The following is a 19142-nucleotide window of genomic DNA, read 5'->3' on the forward strand; positions in this document are numbered from 1 at the left end:
CCTCCTTGGTGACCCATCCCGTAACCTGGGTAGCCTCCTTGGTGACTCATCCCGTAGCCTGGGTAACCTCCTTGGCCCATTCCATAGCCCATGCTTCTTTCGTTTAAAAATGGTTGTTCCATTCTTTTCGCCTCCTCAAATCAATTCACACTTAATGTATGTGGGCAAAGTTGAAAGAAGAATGAATAATTGCAAAGCTTTATGGATAATATGATGAAATTACACCTTTGAACCTTTAGAGCGCCAGATTAATTCAGGAGTCAGCGGAAGCTCATTCAACATTACACCGGAAGCGATACTTAAACAGTTAGCAAGAGCGGCTGGCATTCCTAACAACCCATGTTCCCCTACACCTCTTGCACCGTAAGGCCCATCTATTTGCGGTGTAGTTACAAAATCAACTAGATATTGAGGATTTTCACCATAATGAATCGGCCGATAGGTGCGAAGCTGCGGGTTTAATACTCTTCCCAACTCATCAAAAACGAACGTTTCTCTACCAGCAAAGGCTAGCCCCATACTCATAGCACCCATAACCTGTCCACGGGCAGCCATATGATTTAATACCACCCCAATATCTACCACAGTTACAGCTTGTTTTAATTGATAAGTATAATCCCATTTGTCATACTCTACCTCTACACCATGTGCCGCAACCGTCCATTCAGGTCCAGGCTGCCCTGCACCTGTTTCGGAATCTAACGAAGTCATTCGTCTTAATATATAATTTCCATGTCCAATGATTTGGCCGCCGATGGAGTTGCCATTTGGATATTTATAACCATACACAACATCCTTCAATTCCAAGCCGATTTTTGGCTCATCCCTCAAAAATACCCTGCTGTATGCTACTTCTAAATCTTCGTGTGACACTCTGAGAACACAAGCAGCGATGGCTTTAATTTGGCGTATTACATCATCCGCTGCTTCTAAAACGGCTCTTCCAGCCATAAACGTACCGCGGCTGGCTACTGTTTTCCAATGCTCCGGTGTTGATTGTGTATGAACTTTCATTTTCACATGGACCTTGTCGATACCCATTTTTAAGCGTTGTGCAAGCATTTGCGCAAGGACTGTCTTCGTTGCCCCGCCAATCTCAACCACACCTGACATTAAATTAACACTGCCATCCGAATTAAATGTTAGGATTACACCCGAACTTGAATTAGGATCAATCGTAGAGGTTTTCCAGCTACAGGCTATTCCTTTTACCCTAACTCTTCTTTCATCAATTTCCTGCATTTGCCCTTGACTCCAGTGAATCATTTCCTTCAACCGTTCAATACAGGCAGGTAAATTACCCACATTACTTTTGTTCAGCAGCACTTGTGTCGGCGTTCTATGTCCAGGCAGAATCGCGTTCTTTTTCCGTAATTCAAGCCGGTCCATCCCCAATTTATCCGCTAGCATATCCATCGTTCTTTCAAAAGCAAACAGCACCTCTGAATGCCCGAATCCTCGAAAAGGACTGCCATACGGATGATTCGTATAAACACAAAGAGAATCACACCAAACATTTTCGATGTTGTAGGGACCTGTACAGTCGACCCCTCCAGCCCTGCTGACATCAATCGCCTTATCTGAATAGGCACCGCCATCGAACAGGTACAGGATTTCAGCGGCCTTAATCATCCCACCAGCTGTACATCCGAGTTTCACTTTTGCCTCGAGACCGACATGACATGGAGCTGTCAGTAAATCCTCTTCTCTCGTATAAACCAGTTTGACCCGTCTTCCCCCGCAGGCTCTTGAGGCAAGATACGCCAAAATTTCCCATTGAATGGGCGCCTTTCCTCCATACGCGCCTCCCACAAAAGGAGTTTCAACAACAATTTTTCCGATATCCAGTTTAAAATAAGTACTTAATAATCTTTTGACCATGAAGGGAGCTTGTGAAGATGTCGTGATATGAATATAACCCTCCGAATCTATTTCTGCTGTCGCAGATCTCGTTTCCATTGCTGCATGATCTGAAGGAGAAAAACTGTACGTGCCCTCTACCACCCTATCACTTATTGCCCATCCTTTTTCCATACTTCCTTTACGTATTTTGGTTACATTGGAAATGTTTGAATGGGGCACGGGATAAGCAGTGCCTATTTTTTCATATGCAGCTAGGTTTTTATGAAGGAGCGGTGCATCTGGTTTAATCGCTTCAGTTGGGGAATTTACAACTGGTAGAAGTTCATACTGTACTTTAATCAAATCAGCCGCTTTTTGCGCAAGGACCGGGGTATCTGCTACAACAAGTGCAACAGGTTCACCGTGGTATCGAACTTTTTCAACCGCAAGAGGGGGACGATCTCTGATTTCCTCACCTGTAAGTGGCAGATCATGACTTCCTAATAGAATGGCTCTCACACCAGGTACTATTTTTGCTTCTGTTACGTCAATGGAAACCATTTTGGCGTGTCCATATGGACTTGTAACCATTTTCACATGAAGAGAAGGTCCGGCCAGTTCATCTGCAGTATACTTCGCCCTACCGGTAACTTTTTCAAAGGCATCTTTCCGAATGACGCTTTTCCCAATGATATTCACTTAGTCACCCCCATTAATCCTTTACCAATGTATGTACGGTGCTGAATTTTAATCATATATTTTTAAAATGAAAATAGCTCAGTTCAACTGAACCGAGCTATTTTGTCTATATGAATCTCCTTAGTCTTACCAAAAGTATAGTAATCTTTTCTATGAAATGAACATTAATAAGGGAAGAAAGGATATCCATAACCATAATACGGGTAACCGTATCCATAATATGGGTAACCATATCCAAATCCATAAGGTCCGATTAACGCACTACCTAGCAAACCTCCTACAACTCCCCCTAAAAAAGGATTGATACCAAAGCCAAAGCCAAAAGGTCTTCCGAATCCGAATGGTCTGCCAAAGCCAAAAGGTCTCCCGAATCCAAAAGGTCGTCTACCAAAAATTCTTTCTTCATTATTATACTGAACAGGCGCAAGTTCACTGTGCATGCCTTTATCCTCCTCATGTAATCTCAAACATAGTGTATGAATTCATAGCATAAGCAGGATAGATATATACCTATTTTTCATATATATGGGCTGTTTCTTCGATGGCTATGGTGTCAGGCACCAAAAATGGACAAAAATAAAGCATTTTGTATTTTTGTGGTGCGCACTTAAATGACTCCTTTTTAAAACAACCCTAGCTGTTTTGACGCTAGTCCCTCGTATTCAATTCCTAGGATTTCTTGGAATTCTTTTGCGTTATCAGCTGCATCCCCTCCTGAATTGTTATTAAAGATGACAACAATCTCCTTAGTTTGCTTGGATAATTCATCCAGGACATTTTTCATCTCTAATAATTCTTTTTCGTTGTACTTGTATAAAAAGCGGACCTCCCGCCAGTCGACCCCTTCCTGTTTGTTCCATCCGTGAATGTTTCTGCCGTGCATCCTTATTAATGTTTGGTTTGCATCTGTGACAATCGGCACCAATGGAACAGATCCTTCTCCTGATTGCGGTTCATCAGCGATAGAGTGAATCCAACCTTCTTTCTTCATAAAGGATAATGTCCCCTCACGATAGGCATCGCTATACCAGGACTGATGTCGAAACTCCAATGCAACAGGAATATCCTCCATCATCTTCTTGCAATACCGTATATAAGCCACATTCTCTTTGCAGCAATGAAACCATGGCGGGAATTGAAATAGAACCATCGCTAATTTATTACTTTCCTGGTAGGGTTTCAACGAATGCTTAAATGCATCAAACATCTCTGATATGGTGTTAAAAGGAGTATCTTTACCTTGTCGATGCTTTGTCATTCCTTGATAAGATTTCACAACAAACCGAAAATTTTCGGGTGTTTCTCGAACCCATTTTTCAACATTTCGAACTGGTGATATGGCATAAAAGGATGAATCCACTTCAACAATAGGAAAATAACTGCTGTAATGAGCTAATTTATCCTTTGGCTTTATGCTGTCTGAATAAAGTGAATCATGATCCCCCCAGCCCGCAAGACCAATGTATACCATTCATTCTCTCCTCTACACTTTTTCTATGTAAGTTGTTTTTTCTCACTTTTATTTAAAGCTAGAATTCCTATAAAAACAAGGAGGAATCCACAAAAATATCTCATGAAATGTATCATTATAACTAAAACTATTAAAAAGTTATGTAAAGAGGGAAATATATGTTGAAGATTTTTAACCTTCTGTTTATTATTTGGATATTCTTCTTTCCCTTAAAAGGACACGCATGCATTGTTGATACAGAAAAAATTTATACTTATGATGCCTTAACAGAGGATTTGATGGAGCTTTCAAAAATGTATCCAGACTTAATCACCTACCAAACGTTAACTACTACACCCTTTGGAAGAAACGTCTGGGCCATTAAAGTCGGAAATGGTGAAACTACGATTTTGATAAATGGAGCGCACCATGCACGCGAATGGTTAACAAGTGCCCTTTTAATGAAAATGATTGAAACCTATGCAGACGCCTATCAAAACGGTCACACTGTAGAAGATTTGCATCCTAGTATATTAGATAAGGTTTCAATATGGTTTGTTCCGATGGTTAATCCAGATGGGGTCACATTGCAGCAAACAGGTTTAAATGCCTATCCAATAGGGTTCCATCCATTTTTAATTGAAATGAACGAAGGTTCCTGGAACTTTGAAAGATGGAAAGCGAATCTATTTGGAATGGATTTGAATCGTCAATATCCTGCAAACTGGTCTCATTTAAAAGGAGTAAACCGAAAACCCAGCTATCAATTTTACAAAGGAACCCAGCCGCTTGAAGCAGATGAAGCGAGAGCTTTAGTTGATTTCACCTATCAAATTAAGCCGGAAATCGCGGTTTCGTACCATTCATCCGGAAATATGATTTTTTGGGGATATCATCAATGGGGATTAACTCATACGACGAAGTTTACGCGCGATTATTATGCCATCGCTGAGAAAGTCTCCGAGTTAACCAAGTATCCGATTGACGAACCGGAATCCTACCAACAAGGTGGAGGCTATACCGACTGGTTTATCGAGGAATTCTCAAAACCTGCTTTTACCGTTGAGATTGGTCAATTGATAGAAGACAGAAGCCTGCCTCTTGAAGAGTTCCTTGACATCTGGGTAAAAAATAAAAAAATGGGGTTATTTTTAGCTGAAAGAGCTTTGAAGCGTAAAAATGAAAAATGATTTACAGATAATGTAAATAGTGATATTTTGATTTTTAAAAAACCATCTCACCAACACGAATAGATTGGAAGAGATGGTTTTTTTACATTCACATGTATTATTTCAATTTGATTGGCGTGCATACAGCATAAATACTTTCTGTTGGATTTGTTAGATTGATTTTAACTACTTTAAATTCATTTTCTGAAGCTGTTTTACTGTTTTTATTGATTTGAAGATTTTCCATCGTTATTCCTTCCTTTCAAAAAATCATATCACACAGAAGTTACTATACGCTGAAGTGTTTGTTTCGGTACATTGTCTATTTATCTAAAAAAACACCAGCCATGAAACGTTCAAAAGAACGTCTTATGGTTGATGCTATAAATTATTGCTTTTCTGGATCAGGATAATCAAAACCCTTCGTATCCACGGTAATAGATTTCATTTTTTGATCCTCTTTCGGCTTGTCCGCACTATTTCTGTCAACAGAGACAATCCGATCAACCGTTTCTATTCCCTCAATTACTTTGCCAAAAGCGGCATATTCCCCATCAAGATGCGGAGATTCCTTTGTCATAATGAAAAATTGCGATCCAGCGGAATTTGGATCATTTGTCCGAGCCATGGAAATAACGCCTCGTTCGTGTGTTAGGTTATTTTCAAATCCGTTTGTCGTAAATTCACCTTCAATGGAGTAACCTGGACCACCGGCACCAGTCCCCTCTGGATCTCCCCCTTGTATCATAAAATCCGGGATGACCCGATGGAAAATAAGTCCATCATAAAAGCCTTGTTCAACTAATGAAATGAAATTAGCTACAGTATTAGGCGCAGCAGCAGGATCCAATTCAAGAACGATTTTTTCATCATTTTCCATCGTTATTGTCACAATTGGTTTTTCTTTAACATTTGACGAGTAATCGTTTCTTTCTTCCGTTTTCTTTTCACCTGTCTGTTCGTTTTCTGCTTGAGTTCCACAGCTTGTCAAAAGAATGGCTGCGACGATGGTCGCAAAAATAAAATAGAATAATTTATAGCGTGAAAACATACTATTTTTAACCTCCTTGTGCATGAAATTAGATGATTATTTGAATCCGATTTTATATTGTGGTAGATATACAATTTTCTGGGTTATTCTTGTCGGAATAAGACCCTGATTCTGACGGCCTTTCGTTTTTCTCGCTTGTCCTTGTCAGAATAAAGCCCTGATTCTGACAAACTCCCATCATTACCTTTGTTTTATGTCTAAAATAGATGATAAATACCGCAAGCATTATAACGGCGGGTCCTTGTGATGCTTGCGGCAAACGGGAAAGTAACTGTCATTTCCGCCTATTTGGATTTGGCTGCCCTCTCGAACCGGTTTTTTAGATTCATCTATTCGCAAAGCCATAATCGCTTTTTTCTCGCAGAACCAACAGATGGTTTTCATTTCTTCGATTTTATCTGCATATAAAAGCATGTATTTGCTGCCTTCGAATAATTGGTTTTGGAAGTCGTTTTTTAAGCCAAACCCCATAACCGGTATATGGAGTTCATCCACAATCCTGGCCATTTGCAGAACGTGATCCTTCGAAACAAACTGCACTTCATCTACGAGCACGCAGCTTAAAGAAAGCTCCGATTCACTGACAATCTGAAAAAGATTTGTCTTAGCATCAATAGGAATCGCTTCCCGCTGTAATCCAATCCTAGACGATACATAACCTGTCTTAAAACGATCATCAAGTGCAGATGTAAAAATTAGCACATTCTTATTTTGTTCCTCATAGTTATAGGCAACCTTAATAATTTCAATCGATTTTCCGCTATTCATCGCACCATACTTAAAAAATAATTGAGCCATTTCAACATACCTTTCCTACATTCTCTGTACTATTCTACTCGTTTCTTCCATCTAAATAAAGACCGCCTAGTATCAGGCACCATAAATGGACCATTTGCCTTATTTTGTCTTTTGGTGATGCCTGACACCAGCAGTTGCATGTTTGGCGGGATATAGATATTTAGAAACGTTAATACAGTGATATTTCCAATATCGACAATAAAATGAGAAAAGATGACCCAACGCAGGGTTCTCGTTTTAAAATGGGTAATGGACCAAACCATACCCATGATAGATAAATAAATATAAAGATGATAAGAGGTACTAGCGATTGAAAACACGCCCCACATCAATGGATGACTAAGGACAAATAAACTGGTTGTATAAAGAACACCAACCCATTTAGGAAACCGATCCACTACTGCATCTAATAATACCCCTCTCCAATACAACTCTTCAAGCCAAGGATTAATAAGAGCAAATAAAAGCCAAAGAATAATAAGAAGCATAGAATCAAATAAATGATAGTTTAATAGCAAAATGGATAGCGGGAACATGCCAAGGATTACGTTAAAGAATACTGCTGCTTTGGAAGGCTGTGGTCTCTGCAGCCATAATTTAATTGGTTTATCTCCTTTGAAAAAAAGGATAAAAAAACTAAGCGAACCCCAGTAAACAATGGTTAAAGGCACCCAAGCCCACCCGCTTATCAGCTTAGAAAAAAGATCGCAGTCAAAGACCCTGACAGAATAACTACAAAAGGTGAAATAAAAAGGATCATTCTCTGCCATTTACTTATTTGCAACATCATTTTATCTCCCTTTACTTCTGCTTATTACATAAACCTCTATCATATTTACATGTAGGATTGGAACATTCATCCATTTAATGGAGATAACACTAGTTTTTATTGATTAAAAAATAAACCATCTTGACAAAATTTTATTTTTATGCTATAATTTTAAAATTTTGTATATCGGTTGTATAATAAGATTCTCCTGGCCAGGGGAATCTTATGTTTTGCAGGAGGACGATTTGATGAAGCAAAATGAGTCCAGTGTAACTTCCTTAGTATCAGCTTTTAGCCGAGCGTACCACAGTCGATATGATAACCCAATCATTTTTGATGATTTTGTAGCTAAAGATCTCATTTCCCCACAAGAGTTTTCTAACATTCGTAAAAATATGATTCGAGGAGCCGAATTCTTCAACAAAGAGATAGCTCAAAAGCTTCAAGATGACCCTGAAGAAATATTAAGATGTATTACACAGGTCCAACTTTCCCCTACCCCTTTAGCCCGTGCTGCTTTTTGCGAAAAAATATTGCTTCACGAAATTTTTTTAGGCGTGAAACAATACGTTATTCTTGGAGCAGGTCTCGATACCTTTTGTTTTCGACACCCGGAATTAGAAAACAGCCTAGAGATATTTGAAATTGACCATCCAGCTACCCAGGAATTCAAAAAGAAAAGATTAACTGATGCCAATTACATCATCCCTAATAATCTTCATTTTGTTCCAATGGACTTTACCGACACATGTTCTGTTCGTCATTTACTAGATAGAGGGGTTGCTAACACCAAAACCTTCTTTAGCCTGCTAGGCGTTTCTTATTATTTAACGAAAGAGGAACTCGCACGCTTAATTGATCATTTATTTGCCGAACTCCCATCAGGAAGCTCTATTGTTTTTGATTATGCTGATGAGACGTTTTTTGAAGAAAAAGGAATGTCAAATCGAGTTGAAAACACAATAAAAATGGCTTCAATCGGAGGCGAACCAATGAAATCGTGTTTCTCTTATGTAGAAATCGAGAAAATGTTAGAAAAATCAAGTTTACTCATTTATGAACATCTAACTCCGGCTATGATTAATGAGCAGTTTTTTCTAAATCGGACGGATTATTTAACTGCATTCGAAAATATACATTATATCCATGCTGTTAAAAAATAACACCATTCTAGCAAAAACTGCTCAATAAAAATGAAAGGCTGCTTCGTTTAGCAGCCTTTTTTTATGTTCCACAAAATGTACGGTAAGGAATATTAGTCGCATCAGGCAATTTGCAATATTCCTCATGTTCTGGTGAGTGTGCGAATGGCTTTGATAGTACATCCACAAGTTTCTCCATCACACTGAAGTCATTCTGTTCCACTGCAGCCTTTAGTGCCTCTTCTACACGGTGATTACGTGGAATGACCGAAGGGTTAGAACTGCGCATCAGCTGTTGTGCTGATTCCTGCGTACCTTCTTGTCTGTCTAACCGAGCTTTCCACTTTGCATACCAGTCATCAAATGCTTTTATCCCTTTCATATCTATAACCTCTGGCCTATCAAGGGTTAAAGCACGGAAGGTATTGGTAAAATCAGCTCGATGCTTTTGCATCATATGAAGAAGATCGTCAATGAGGGCTTGGTCCTCCTGTTCTTCATTCATGATGCCAAGCTTTTCTCTCATGCCGCTAAGCCAGTAAGATTGATACATCTCCATATAGCCAGAAAGCTCTTCTTGGGCTATTTCCACCGCCTTCTCTTCATCATCATGCAGCAACGGTAATAAGGTCTCTGCAAAACGGGCAAGATTCCAGCCCCCAATCATTGGCTGATTGCCATAGGCATAACGCCCCTCTCTGTCGATAGAACTGAATACGGTTGCCGGATCATATGTGTCCATAAAGGCGCATGGACCATAATCAATGGTTTCACCGCTAATAGCCATATTGTCCGTATTCATCACCCCATGGATAAAACCAATCTGCATCCATTTAGCAATCAATGCAGCCTGACGTTTCATTACTTCACGCAACAGTGTAAGATACCGATCATCATCGATTTCAATATCCGGATAATGACGTTTAATGGTATAATCTGCCATAGCTTTCAATTCCTCATCTTTACCCCATGCTGCAGCATATTGAAAGGTACCGACACGTACGTGGCTGGCAGCTACACGAGTTAATATGGCACCTGGCAGCATCGTTTCCCGAATAATAGTTTCTCCGGTTGTCACAATCGCCAAACTGCGTGTAGTTGGAACCCCTAGTGCATGCATGGCTTCACTGATAATATATTCACGCAGCATCGGTCCAAGCGCTGCCCTGCCATCGCCCCCGCGGGAGAATGGCGTTCTGCCGGATCCTTTAAGCTGGATATCAAATCGGTCCCCATTAGGATCTATCTGCTCGCCAAGCAAGACTGCCCTGCCGTCACCCAGCATGTTAAAATGCCCAAATTGATGTCCGGCGTAGGCCTGCGCAAGCGGTGCTGCTCCTTCTGGAATTTGATTGCCAGCAAACATATTTATGTTCTCTTCATTTTTTAACGATTGAACATCCAGTCCAAGTGAAGCAGCCAGCTGCTCATTTAAAACGACTAGCGCTGGAGATTTAACAGGGATGGGGTTTTGCCTGTTAAAAAAGAACCTAGGCAGTCGGGCATAGCTATTGTCAAAATTCCAACCAGTTTCGATTGATGTGTTTTGATTTATCATTGTATCCCCTTTTCTTTTTACTTATTGTGTTTACTTTATCATTAATCCATTGATAAGTGTTCAATGATGCTTTTGTTTCTACTTTTTGGGTTGGATGTGCTATGTTTTAGTGTTTGATACTGCAGGCTTATTATTCTTTTTACCTAATATGAACTTCGTTATTTTCCATAAAAAATACTTATTATTTAGTAAAATAATGGAGAAAAGGAACGCCTACAGTAAGACGTTCCTTTTTTTTGATTAAAGCTGTTTCGCAAATTAAATTTTAATCATCCTCATCATCATTATCCTTATTGTTTTTCTTCTCTTCCTTTTCTTTTTCTTTACGCTCTTTTTCCTTTTCTTTCTCCTCTTTTTTCCGTTCCTTTTCCACTTCTTTCCTTCTCTCCTCTTCTTCTTTTTTCTGCTTTTCTTCCAGTTCCTTTCTTCTCTCCTCTTCCACTTTTTTCTGTTTTTCTTCCAATTCCTTCCTTCTTTCCTCTTCTTTTTGTTTCTTTTCTTCCGCCTTTTTCATGCTGCCATACTGTTGATTATATTTTTTCTCAATTAAGGATAAATCAAAAGATTTTTCTTGTAACTCTGATACTGACATGGAAATGACTTTTTGGAAAATAGCTGTTGCTGTTCCACCGCTGGAGGATGATAGATAGTGTGTTTCATCTGTCTGGTCATATCCTATCCAGATCGCTCCAGTTAATTCAGGTGTATAGCCGACAAACCAATGATCCTTTGCTCCTTCTTGCTGAAATGGAAGCTGTGTTGTCCCTGTCTTGCCTGCTATTTCATAACCGCTAACCTTCGCCTTTGTCCCTGTACCTTCATTCACGACACCCCTCAACATATAGGTCATTTTCTGCGCAACCTCTTTTTCTGTTACTCTTATGGTATTTTTCTGCCATTTATTTAACAGCTCTCCATTTGCATCCTCGATTCTTTGAATCGCGTGCGCATCCACCATTAAACCGTCATTCGCAAATGTCGTATATGCCTGAGCCATTGATAAAGGTGAGGTTCCTTCGGACATTCCGCCGAGTGCTAACGAGAGGGACTGATCATCCTCCTGTAATGGAATTCCAAAACGCTCTACTGCATTCACCCCGTATTTCATGCCCATTTCATCCAATAACCAAACAGCCGGTACATTATAGGAATGGATGACAGCATTATACATGGTTACTTGATCGCGAAATTTTTGATCATAATTCTTAGGTTGATACCCGTCAATATTAAGAGGCTTGTCCTCCAATGAATCAAAGGTATCATAGCCCCGCTCGAGTGCCGGTGTATAGACGGCTAATGGTTTCATCGTCGAACCCGGCTGGCGCACTAATTGGGTAGCGCGGTTGAAACCACGGAATGTGTGGTCTCCTCTGCCCCCGACAAGCGCCTTGATTCCACCTGTTGATGAATCGATAAAAATTCCACCGCTTTGGACGATCTGATCAGATTGACCTTTTGGAAACAGGCTCTCATTCTGATAGACTTCTTCAGCATTTTTTTGAATAACAGGATTTAATTCCGTATATATATGAAGACCGCCGGACAGGACTTCGTTTTCCGTTAAGCCATATTTTTCAATTGCCTCTTCAATGATGTAATCAACATAATAGGGATATTTGCCTTTATATTTATCATCCATTTTTCTTCCTTCTAATACAATCTCCTGCTCCATCGCCTTATCAATGTCACTTTGATCAATATAACCCTCACCCTTCATTAATTCTAAGACAATATCTCTTCTTTCCACCGCTTTTTCAAAATTTTTAAGCGGTGAATACGCTGATGGAGCTTTAATTAATCCAGCGAGCATGGCAGATTCGCTCAGCGTTAATTCACTAGCATTTTTTCCGAAATAAACCTGTGCCGCACGTTGAATTCCCCAAGCTCCCTCACCGAAGTAAATTTGATTTAAATATCGTTCAATAATCTCATCTTTCGTATACGTACGTTCGATTTTTTTCGTTAAAATTAATTCCTTCACCTTACGGGTAAGGGTTCGTTCATGTGTCAAAAAAACATTTTTTGCCAACTGCTGTGTAATTGTGCTTCCTCCTGCTACGACCTCTCCGCTTGCGGCATTTTGAAATAGTGCCCGGATGATTCCAAAATAATTTACTCCATGATGCTTATAAAAACGTTGATCCTCTACAGAGATAACTGCATGTATAACGTCCTTCGGAATTTGTTTAATCGTGATACCTTCAATACTCGAATTGGAGATTTTACTGGCTATTTCACTGTTTTGATCGTATATCATCGTTGGCTGCGGCACCGGTGTTTCAAGCTTACTCACATCACTGGTCCAAATAAAGATATTAAACACCAATAACCCGATAATGGCCAAGGTTAGAGCAATCCATAATAGCTTCTTAAACAAACTATTGGAACGCAATTTGTCCCATATGGCCCTTATAAATGACGATTTACGATCCTGTCTTCTTTCCATTCTTCCCATATCTATTCCCACCTTAATGAATATCCAACATTTTATTGTGAAATAGAAATGCTGATTCGTCAACGTGCTATACACCTAGGTCTATTGTTACATTTTGATATTTGGTTCCAAATAGTAGGTTCTAGCGGAATTTCATTAGGACAATGGTCTAAACAGATTATTCTTCATAAGATAGCATCAGATTTCATACTAATGTGAGGAAGGACGATCAGATCATGTATCATTCACCACACAATCCCATATTCCCTATGCATCATGGTCATTTAAAAATGGAAACGTTACATGCCATACATCCTTTTGTTCATTATGGTTTACATGAGGCTTCGTTTACATCCTATTCACACGCTTTAACAGAAGTGGCAGCCATTGCTTATTTACTGGGCAAAGGATTTGATCCGCATACAGCCCATAAAATGGTGGAATCATGGGAAGCGAACGAACAATTTTAAATAAAACAGAGAGCTGGTTTAATGGATTCCAGTGGAAACAATAACCAGCCCTCTTTTTATTTTCTTTTAATCAGTGGCCTCGGAATTGACCATAAAAATAGAATTAGGAGAAATTTTACAAAGAATATCCTATCCCCATTGGTATGATACATAGATAGGACAAGCAAGGTGCTCTCACCTTTAAAAATTGCACATAGACAAGGGAGTTGTTCTACAAACCTATAAAGGTTAAAGTGGATAAATACGATTAAGCGCCTGTTTTATTTTATTAAGAATGATTATCATGCACTAAAGTGATAACGACATTCCCTTTTTTATGGCCTTTTTCAACATATCTGTGAGCCTCACGAATTTGTTCGAGCGGATAGCATCTATCAATAACTGGTCTGAAGAATTTCTTTTCAATCAGCTCACGGAGAAAAAGCAAATCCTCTGTGCGCACCTTTGCAATGCCCTGTCCCTCAACTGACACGAATCTCCCCTTCGGTGTGAGTACCTTTCTGCCAACCGTTCTTGAACATTTCCCAACTGCATCAATGAGAAGATCATAACGCTCTTTTCTTATCGAAAAATCCTCTTTCGTGTAATCGATGACATGATCGGCTCCCAGTGCTTTCACCCAATCGACATTTGCAGTACTGCAGACAGCTGTCACATCTGTCCCAAAATACTTTGCCAACTGCACAGCAGAAGTGCCTACGGATCCAGAAGCCCCGTATACTAGAACCTTTTGTCCCTTCTGAATTTTTCCTTTTCGCAGAAAATACAGTGCAGATGTTCCCCCAAATGCGATGGCAGCAGCTTTATCAAAAGTTAAATTATCAGGTTTTAATGCTACTGTCCCATCCTCAGGCAAGCTTATGTATTCTGCATAAGCCCCAAAATTCATACCAGTCATGGCAAATACTCGATCTCCTTTTTTGAACCTTTTTACATTCTTTCCTATCTTTTCAATCTCACCAGCTAACTCCACACCTAGAATGGGTTTTCTAGGTTTTCTTAGGCCTAAGACCAATCGCATCGGAATCCATAGCAGTAAAGGACTATTGAAACTCCGAACTCTGATATCTCCCGAGGCTACGGTCGTCGCATGAATTTTTACCAGTATTTCATTGTCTTTAGGAGTCGGTTTTTCTATTTCTTTAAGCACTAAAACCTCGGGTGATCCATATTTTGTACATATAATGGCTTTCATCACACTTCCTCCTTTATTCAAAAGTGAATAATAGTTAAACAAAAATAAAGGGAAACACCCTGTATTATTTAAACGTGTTTCCCTACTAATATAGTCATTATAAGAATCAAGGTTTTTTCTCAAAAATACTCCTAAAGTTCCTTCTATAGTGGAACAGCATGTAACTATAAACGATGACAAGGACAGTGACTAAAGGAAGTAGTGAATGGTCGACGAACAAATGAAGTAAGAAAATGTTGGTTATTAGAGGAGCTAAGATAGCAAGAGCTAATGGGATATACCGATTGGATAATAATAAGACAGCGCAGAGGATTTCTAATGATTTTTCAATGATTAATAAATAGTCAAATTCAAATAATTTCATGGCTTCGGGACTATTAGCGATAAACGGTTCCTGTCCAAAAATAACTAAATACCCATTCACCCCAGCAACAAGAAAAACCAAACCGATAAAAATTCTAGCTGTATGAAGGATAAATTTTTTCAATCTTCACACCTCCTATTAAAGTCTATTCATATAATTTCTAATATACTCCATAAAAAAATAGCTTGGAATATGCTTCCAAGCTATTTTTCGATTCAACTTTCAAATCATGATGGAATGTGCATCGATGATTCGTTATCTAGCCGAGCTATATAATAATAAATAATTCTTTCTCATTTAAAGTCTACCGCTGAAAAGTTTCCCCATATCTCCTTTATTAAAAGAAGCCTTGTAAATTACAGCTTATACAAAAATTCCCCATTAATGAATATCTTTTTTCTTAAAGCGTCCGCCGCGGACTTCGGATACATCAGAAGCAATAATAAATGCTCCTGGATCAATCTCCCTAATGATATCCTTCATCTTTGTTTCCTCAAGCCTTGTGAACACACATAGAATAACTCTTTGATCTTTTCCGCTATAAGAGCCTTCCCCGTGCAGATAAGTTACCCCTCGACCTAACCGCTCTGTAATGGCATCGGCAATTTCAGTCGTATTGTCACTAATGATATACATCGATTTCATATCTTCCAATCCCTTTACAACCACATCAATGGTTTTAAAAGCAATAAAGTAGGTGAGCATAGAAAATAAAGCATTTTCTAACCCAAATACAAAAGCTGCAATCGCGAAAATAATCACGTTAACAAACATGATGATTTCACCAACAGAAAACGGCAATCGCTTCTCAATCAGTATCGCTAGTGTTTCCGTTCCATCTAGTACCCCGCCATTTCGAAGAGTCAACCCTACTCCTACCCCTAAGGTTAAACCGCCAAAAACGACGGCCAATAACTCATCATGGACAATGGGTTCGACATGATGCATAAAAGAAGTTGCAACAGATAAAGCTACAATTCCATATAGCATACTAAATGCAAAGGATTTACCAATTTGCTTATACCCTAGGAAAAAGAAGGGCAGGTTTAACAGGACTAGAAAAATACTCAGGTTAATTGGCGTAATATGACTTAACAACATGGATAAACCCGTCACACCGCCGTCAATCATTTGATTAGGGATTAATATCGCTTCTAATCCATAACCCATAATAATGGCTCCAATTGTAATAAATAATGCCCTTTTGATAACGCTTCTTAATTTTAATCTTCTATGGCTAATTTTCTTTTTTTCTATTGCTGCTTCACTCATCAAATTCCTCCAGTTAACAAAATTCGGCTAATTAACGAATCATCAAGCATTGATAGAATCAAAATTTTGTCTTTATAGGGCATAAATATTTTGCTGAATTAAACTTATGAACAAGTCTCGTATCATAAAAACATCCTAATAGATAAAACTTCTATGTATTTTGACCACCCAAAAGTAATATTCATTCGACTTTTAACAGTATTATTATGAGAAGACCATTATCTAGTATAGCTGAAAATTCCATAGTTTGTCTCGTAACAATAATTTTTTTCATTGAGATATTCTATAAAAATGTTATACATATTCTTTAATGATTTTCCAGTCCTGCAGCTTTTCTTCAAAGGATTTTACATTTCTTCCCGGTACAGGGCTTGTTGATGGGAGTTTCTTATAATTTATATCGAGCGTGCGGAAGCCGATTTTCTTTTTAAAAACCTCATAGGCTTTTCCCCCATTGAAACCGATAAATTGAATATTAGGATATCTCTCAAGTAGCCCCAAAATATCATTTGGCACTTCAGCCTTTATATTGGAATCAAGGCTCCCCTCCCGTAAACAGGAATAAATAACATCCCAAAGAGCAATGTGATGGTTTTTTATAAATGCCATTTTCTCACGGTAGTCCTGCAGTTCCTCTTGTTGAAAAAGCTTGTACATAATCCCCCAGAAGTGATTGCGCGGGTTACCATAGTATTGCTGTTTTCTTAAAGATTCCAACCCTGGCATGGACCCCAGTATTAATACCTTCGACTGATGATTCACAATTGGTTCTAGAGATGTAATCAAGGGATATGTCATGCCTGTCACTCCATTCATTTCAGATCTTTATTGAAAAAAAGATTCAATATTTGAAAGGCCTGTATTTTTTCCGTATTCTTTACTTTAACATATAGTTAGGTCTCTTTCTGAAGATATGGAAGCAAAACATTCGCTCAACGTTTCATAGAAGTAAAAACATTGCCCTACCCTTTTGCATATGGTACCTATATGAATTTTTTTCACAAATGATAAAGTAGTCCACACGAATTTTGTTATTTTTGCATATAAAATATCGAGGAGAGGATGAGATATGTTTAAATTATTTCTAGATCCAGGTCACGGAGGCAGCGATCCAGGAGCAGTTGGAAATGAAATACAGGAAAAAGATATCACATTATCCATCTCGAAGGTCATTCAGGAAACATTAGCCTCTGAGTATAGTGACGTAGAAGTCAAAATGAGCCGTACGGGAGATACCTTCCCTTCCTTAAGTCAACGAACAAATGAAGCAAATAAATGGGGAGCAGACTTTTTTCTTTCCATTCATATTAACGCAGGCGGTGGAACAGGATTTGAATCGTTTGTCTATCCGAATGTTGGAGTACCGACAACTACTTATCAGAACATCATTCATGATGAGATTATGAAAGTTATCGGTCTGAACAATCGCGGAAAACGGCAGAGCGACCTGCACATTTTGCGTGAAAGCAACATGCCAAGCTTGTTAACGGAATCGGGCTTCATAGACAACCCTTTTGATGCTGGAAAAATGAAGGATCCAAACTGGATTCAAGCTGTTGGAAGAGCCCATGTAAAAGGTCTTGAAAGAGCATTTAATTTGCAAAGGAAAAATCCAGTATATGATGTGATTATCCCCAACCTTTCTTTTTGGCAGGCTAGAGCCTTGGTGCCTGAGTATGAACAAAGAGGCTATAATGCCAGAGGAGTCGCATTAAAGAACTATGGGCCAAATGAGGCGCCTTCTGAAAATGATCCGTATCAATTAGTCATTACAACAGATTATGAAAATGCCAAAAACCTCGTCATTGAGTTTAAAAGAAGAGGCTATGACCGTACGTATGGTCAGCAAAATTAGCTTCTGGTATCCTTACTCGTGTTGAGTAAGGATTTTTTTGAGTATATAGTAAGAATGGAAAGTTTAGTCTATCTATATTATAATATAAATAAGAACATATATTCTTAATTTATCAGGAAAATTAAATTAAAGTAAATCTATCTACGCTAATTAATTTTTAATAGAAAAAATGATTTTAATGGGATTGGAATATGAAATTCCGCCCTTTTCTATCATAAATTTGGTGGGATTTATATAAATAGGTTTTGACGCACGCAGTGACAGCATAAATTATTTCTGAAGCCCTTACTCCTTTTGAGATAAGGGCATTTTATATGTATTTAATGATTTTCCATCATTTCTTTTAATTTTTTCAAGTCTTTATTGTTTGCTTTTTCCATCATAAGCTCCATAAAGGGCGTCATAATCTTTGAAAATCCAGTTGGGTTTCCCTTGTTTCTTAAAGTCATTCTCGTTTGATTTTCGTTAGTGGATTCCCATGTATAGATGGTCTCCATGGGAAATGGACCGTCTGCCGTTCTCATAACAAGCATTTGACCTTGAATGAACTCGATGATTTCATATACATAGGATAGTTCTCTTCCTAAAAATTGGGCTTTAAATGCCACCTGAGTACCAGTGGTTAATGGCTTTGGTGTTCTCCATTCTACAGAATGAATATTGACATACCATTCCGGGGCATTGTCTGGATTGGCGGCATATTCTGCTACTTTTTCCCGCGGAGCTTGTATGAAAATTTCTGTAAAGACATCTACCATCTATTTTACCTTCCTTTTATGTTTCTTATTAATGAACCTCTCAGGACTAAAGTCGCAAGTTTCTAACGACCCTGTGGACCGAAAGAACTCGACTGTTTGACTTGAAGCTAGTCACAAGATTCCTGCTTCACAGAGAACGGCATCCCATGACGAACGTCTTACACTCTCTCCATTGTCCCAAAACTCGACAAACAGCACACATGATGCTGACAGGCCCCCCCCCTGCAGTTCCTGCGGTACAAAAAGATTGTTAGATGAGTACGGGTACAGGTTGAAGAAGGCGAATCCCTTCTTCTTTTATATTCCTCGCTGCGTT

The 19142-nt window shown here is 38.8% G+C and carries 18 protein-coding genes; 4 read left to right on the plus strand and 14 right to left on the minus strand.

The annotated features are described in order from the left end of the window. Positions 1 to 219: 219 nt before the first annotated feature. From F4V44_RS26320 to F4V44_RS26330, 3 genes are all read right to left on the minus strand, one after another. Positions 220 to 2541: a xanthine dehydrogenase family protein molybdopterin-binding subunit gene (locus F4V44_RS26320; protein ID WP_150442945.1), complete on the minus strand. Its 2322-nt coding sequence runs from the start codon at positions 2539 to 2541 to the stop codon at positions 220 to 222. Between the two features lie 164 nt (positions 2542 to 2705). Next, positions 2706 to 2981 (minus strand): hypothetical protein, encoded by a 276-nt coding sequence (locus F4V44_RS26325; protein WP_150442946.1) that lies wholly within the window; start codon positions 2979 to 2981, stop codon positions 2706 to 2708. Between the two features lie 182 nt (positions 2982 to 3163). Beyond that, on the minus strand, positions 3164 to 4012 hold the full coding sequence (locus F4V44_RS26330; RefSeq protein ID WP_150442947.1) for a DUF72 domain-containing protein: 849 nt from the start codon (positions 4010 to 4012) through the stop codon (positions 3164 to 3166). Between the two features lie 158 nt (positions 4013 to 4170). On the opposite strand from F4V44_RS26330, the gene F4V44_RS26335 reads away from it, so the two are divergent. Then, positions 4171 to 5181, plus strand: coding sequence for a M14 family zinc carboxypeptidase (locus F4V44_RS26335; RefSeq protein WP_150442948.1), 1011 nt, complete (start codon positions 4171 to 4173; stop codon positions 5179 to 5181). Positions 5182 to 5278: 97 nt separating this feature from the next. On the opposite strand, the gene F4V44_RS28240 is transcribed toward F4V44_RS26335, so the two are convergent. From F4V44_RS28240 to F4V44_RS26350, 4 genes are all read right to left on the minus strand, one after another. After that, positions 5279 to 5407 (minus strand): hypothetical protein, encoded by a 129-nt coding sequence (locus F4V44_RS28240; RefSeq protein ID WP_263406692.1) that lies wholly within the window; start codon positions 5405 to 5407, stop codon positions 5279 to 5281. A 141-nt stretch (positions 5408 to 5548) separates the two neighbouring features. Then, the gene (locus F4V44_RS26340; protein ID WP_150442949.1) at positions 5549 to 6211 is read right to left on the minus strand and encodes a peptidylprolyl isomerase; all 663 of its coding nucleotides are present in this window, start codon (positions 6209 to 6211) and stop codon (positions 5549 to 5551) included. Between the two features lie 225 nt (positions 6212 to 6436). After that, positions 6437 to 7009 (minus strand): thymidine kinase, encoded by a 573-nt coding sequence (locus F4V44_RS26345; RefSeq protein ID WP_150442950.1) that lies wholly within the window; start codon positions 7007 to 7009, stop codon positions 6437 to 6439. A gap of 29 nt (positions 7010 to 7038) precedes the next feature. Further along, positions 7039 to 7680: a CPBP family intramembrane glutamic endopeptidase gene (locus F4V44_RS26350; protein ID WP_191090873.1), complete on the minus strand. Its 642-nt coding sequence runs from the start codon at positions 7678 to 7680 to the stop codon at positions 7039 to 7041. A 346-nt stretch (positions 7681 to 8026) separates the two neighbouring features. Between F4V44_RS26350 and F4V44_RS26355 the strand changes: the two genes are divergently transcribed. Next, complete coding sequence (locus F4V44_RS26355; RefSeq protein ID WP_150442952.1) at positions 8027 to 8941, plus strand: class I SAM-dependent methyltransferase; 915 nt, start codon at positions 8027 to 8029, stop codon at positions 8939 to 8941. A 61-nt stretch (positions 8942 to 9002) separates the two neighbouring features. Here F4V44_RS26355 and F4V44_RS26360 read toward each other — a convergent pair whose 3' ends face one another. Beyond that, the gene (locus tag F4V44_RS26360; RefSeq protein ID WP_150442953.1) at positions 9003 to 10478 is read right to left on the minus strand and encodes a protein adenylyltransferase SelO; all 1476 of its coding nucleotides are present in this window, start codon (positions 10476 to 10478) and stop codon (positions 9003 to 9005) included. A gap of 265 nt (positions 10479 to 10743) precedes the next feature. Further along, on the minus strand, positions 10744 to 12933 hold the full coding sequence (locus F4V44_RS26365; protein WP_150442954.1) for a transglycosylase domain-containing protein: 2190 nt from the start codon (positions 12931 to 12933) through the stop codon (positions 10744 to 10746). Positions 12934 to 13148: 215 nt separating this feature from the next. Between F4V44_RS26365 and F4V44_RS26370 the strand changes: the two genes are divergently transcribed. Next, complete coding sequence (locus tag F4V44_RS26370) at positions 13149 to 13382, plus strand: hypothetical protein (protein ID WP_150442955.1); 234 nt, start codon at positions 13149 to 13151, stop codon at positions 13380 to 13382. A 268-nt stretch (positions 13383 to 13650) separates the two neighbouring features. Here F4V44_RS26370 and F4V44_RS26375 read toward each other — a convergent pair whose 3' ends face one another. The 4 genes from F4V44_RS26375 to F4V44_RS26390 all read right to left on the minus strand — a co-directional run bounded on the left by F4V44_RS26375 (position 13651) and on the right by F4V44_RS26390 (position 17011). Next, positions 13651 to 14577, minus strand: coding sequence for an NAD(P)-dependent alcohol dehydrogenase (locus F4V44_RS26375; protein ID WP_150442956.1), 927 nt, complete (start codon positions 14575 to 14577; stop codon positions 13651 to 13653). Positions 14578 to 14683: 106 nt separating this feature from the next. After that, positions 14684 to 15064: a hypothetical protein gene (locus F4V44_RS26380; protein WP_150442957.1), complete on the minus strand. Its 381-nt coding sequence runs from the start codon at positions 15062 to 15064 to the stop codon at positions 14684 to 14686. A gap of 258 nt (positions 15065 to 15322) precedes the next feature. Continuing rightward, positions 15323 to 16213: a YitT family protein gene (locus F4V44_RS26385; protein ID WP_150442958.1), complete on the minus strand. Its 891-nt coding sequence runs from the start codon at positions 16211 to 16213 to the stop codon at positions 15323 to 15325. A 294-nt stretch (positions 16214 to 16507) separates the two neighbouring features. After that, positions 16508 to 17011, minus strand: a complete 504-nt coding sequence (locus F4V44_RS26390; protein ID WP_150442959.1) for a DNA-deoxyinosine glycosylase — start codon at positions 17009 to 17011, stop codon at positions 16508 to 16510. 271 nt (positions 17012 to 17282) lie between these two features. On the opposite strand from F4V44_RS26390, the gene F4V44_RS26395 reads away from it, so the two are divergent. Next, the gene (locus tag F4V44_RS26395; protein WP_150442960.1) at positions 17283 to 18068 is read left to right on the plus strand and encodes an N-acetylmuramoyl-L-alanine amidase family protein; all 786 of its coding nucleotides are present in this window, start codon (positions 17283 to 17285) and stop codon (positions 18066 to 18068) included. Positions 18069 to 18388: 320 nt separating this feature from the next. Here the strand turns inward: F4V44_RS26395 and F4V44_RS26400 are convergent, their stop codons facing one another. Further along, the gene (locus F4V44_RS26400; protein ID WP_150442961.1) at positions 18389 to 18826 is read right to left on the minus strand and encodes an SRPBCC family protein; all 438 of its coding nucleotides are present in this window, start codon (positions 18824 to 18826) and stop codon (positions 18389 to 18391) included. Positions 18827 to 19142: the final 316 nt, after the last annotated feature.

It is taken from the genome of Niallia endozanthoxylica (assembly GCF_008710145.1).
GTDB classification, from domain to species: Bacteria; Bacillota; Bacilli; order Bacillales; family Cytobacillaceae; genus Bacillus_BD; species Bacillus_BD endozanthoxylica.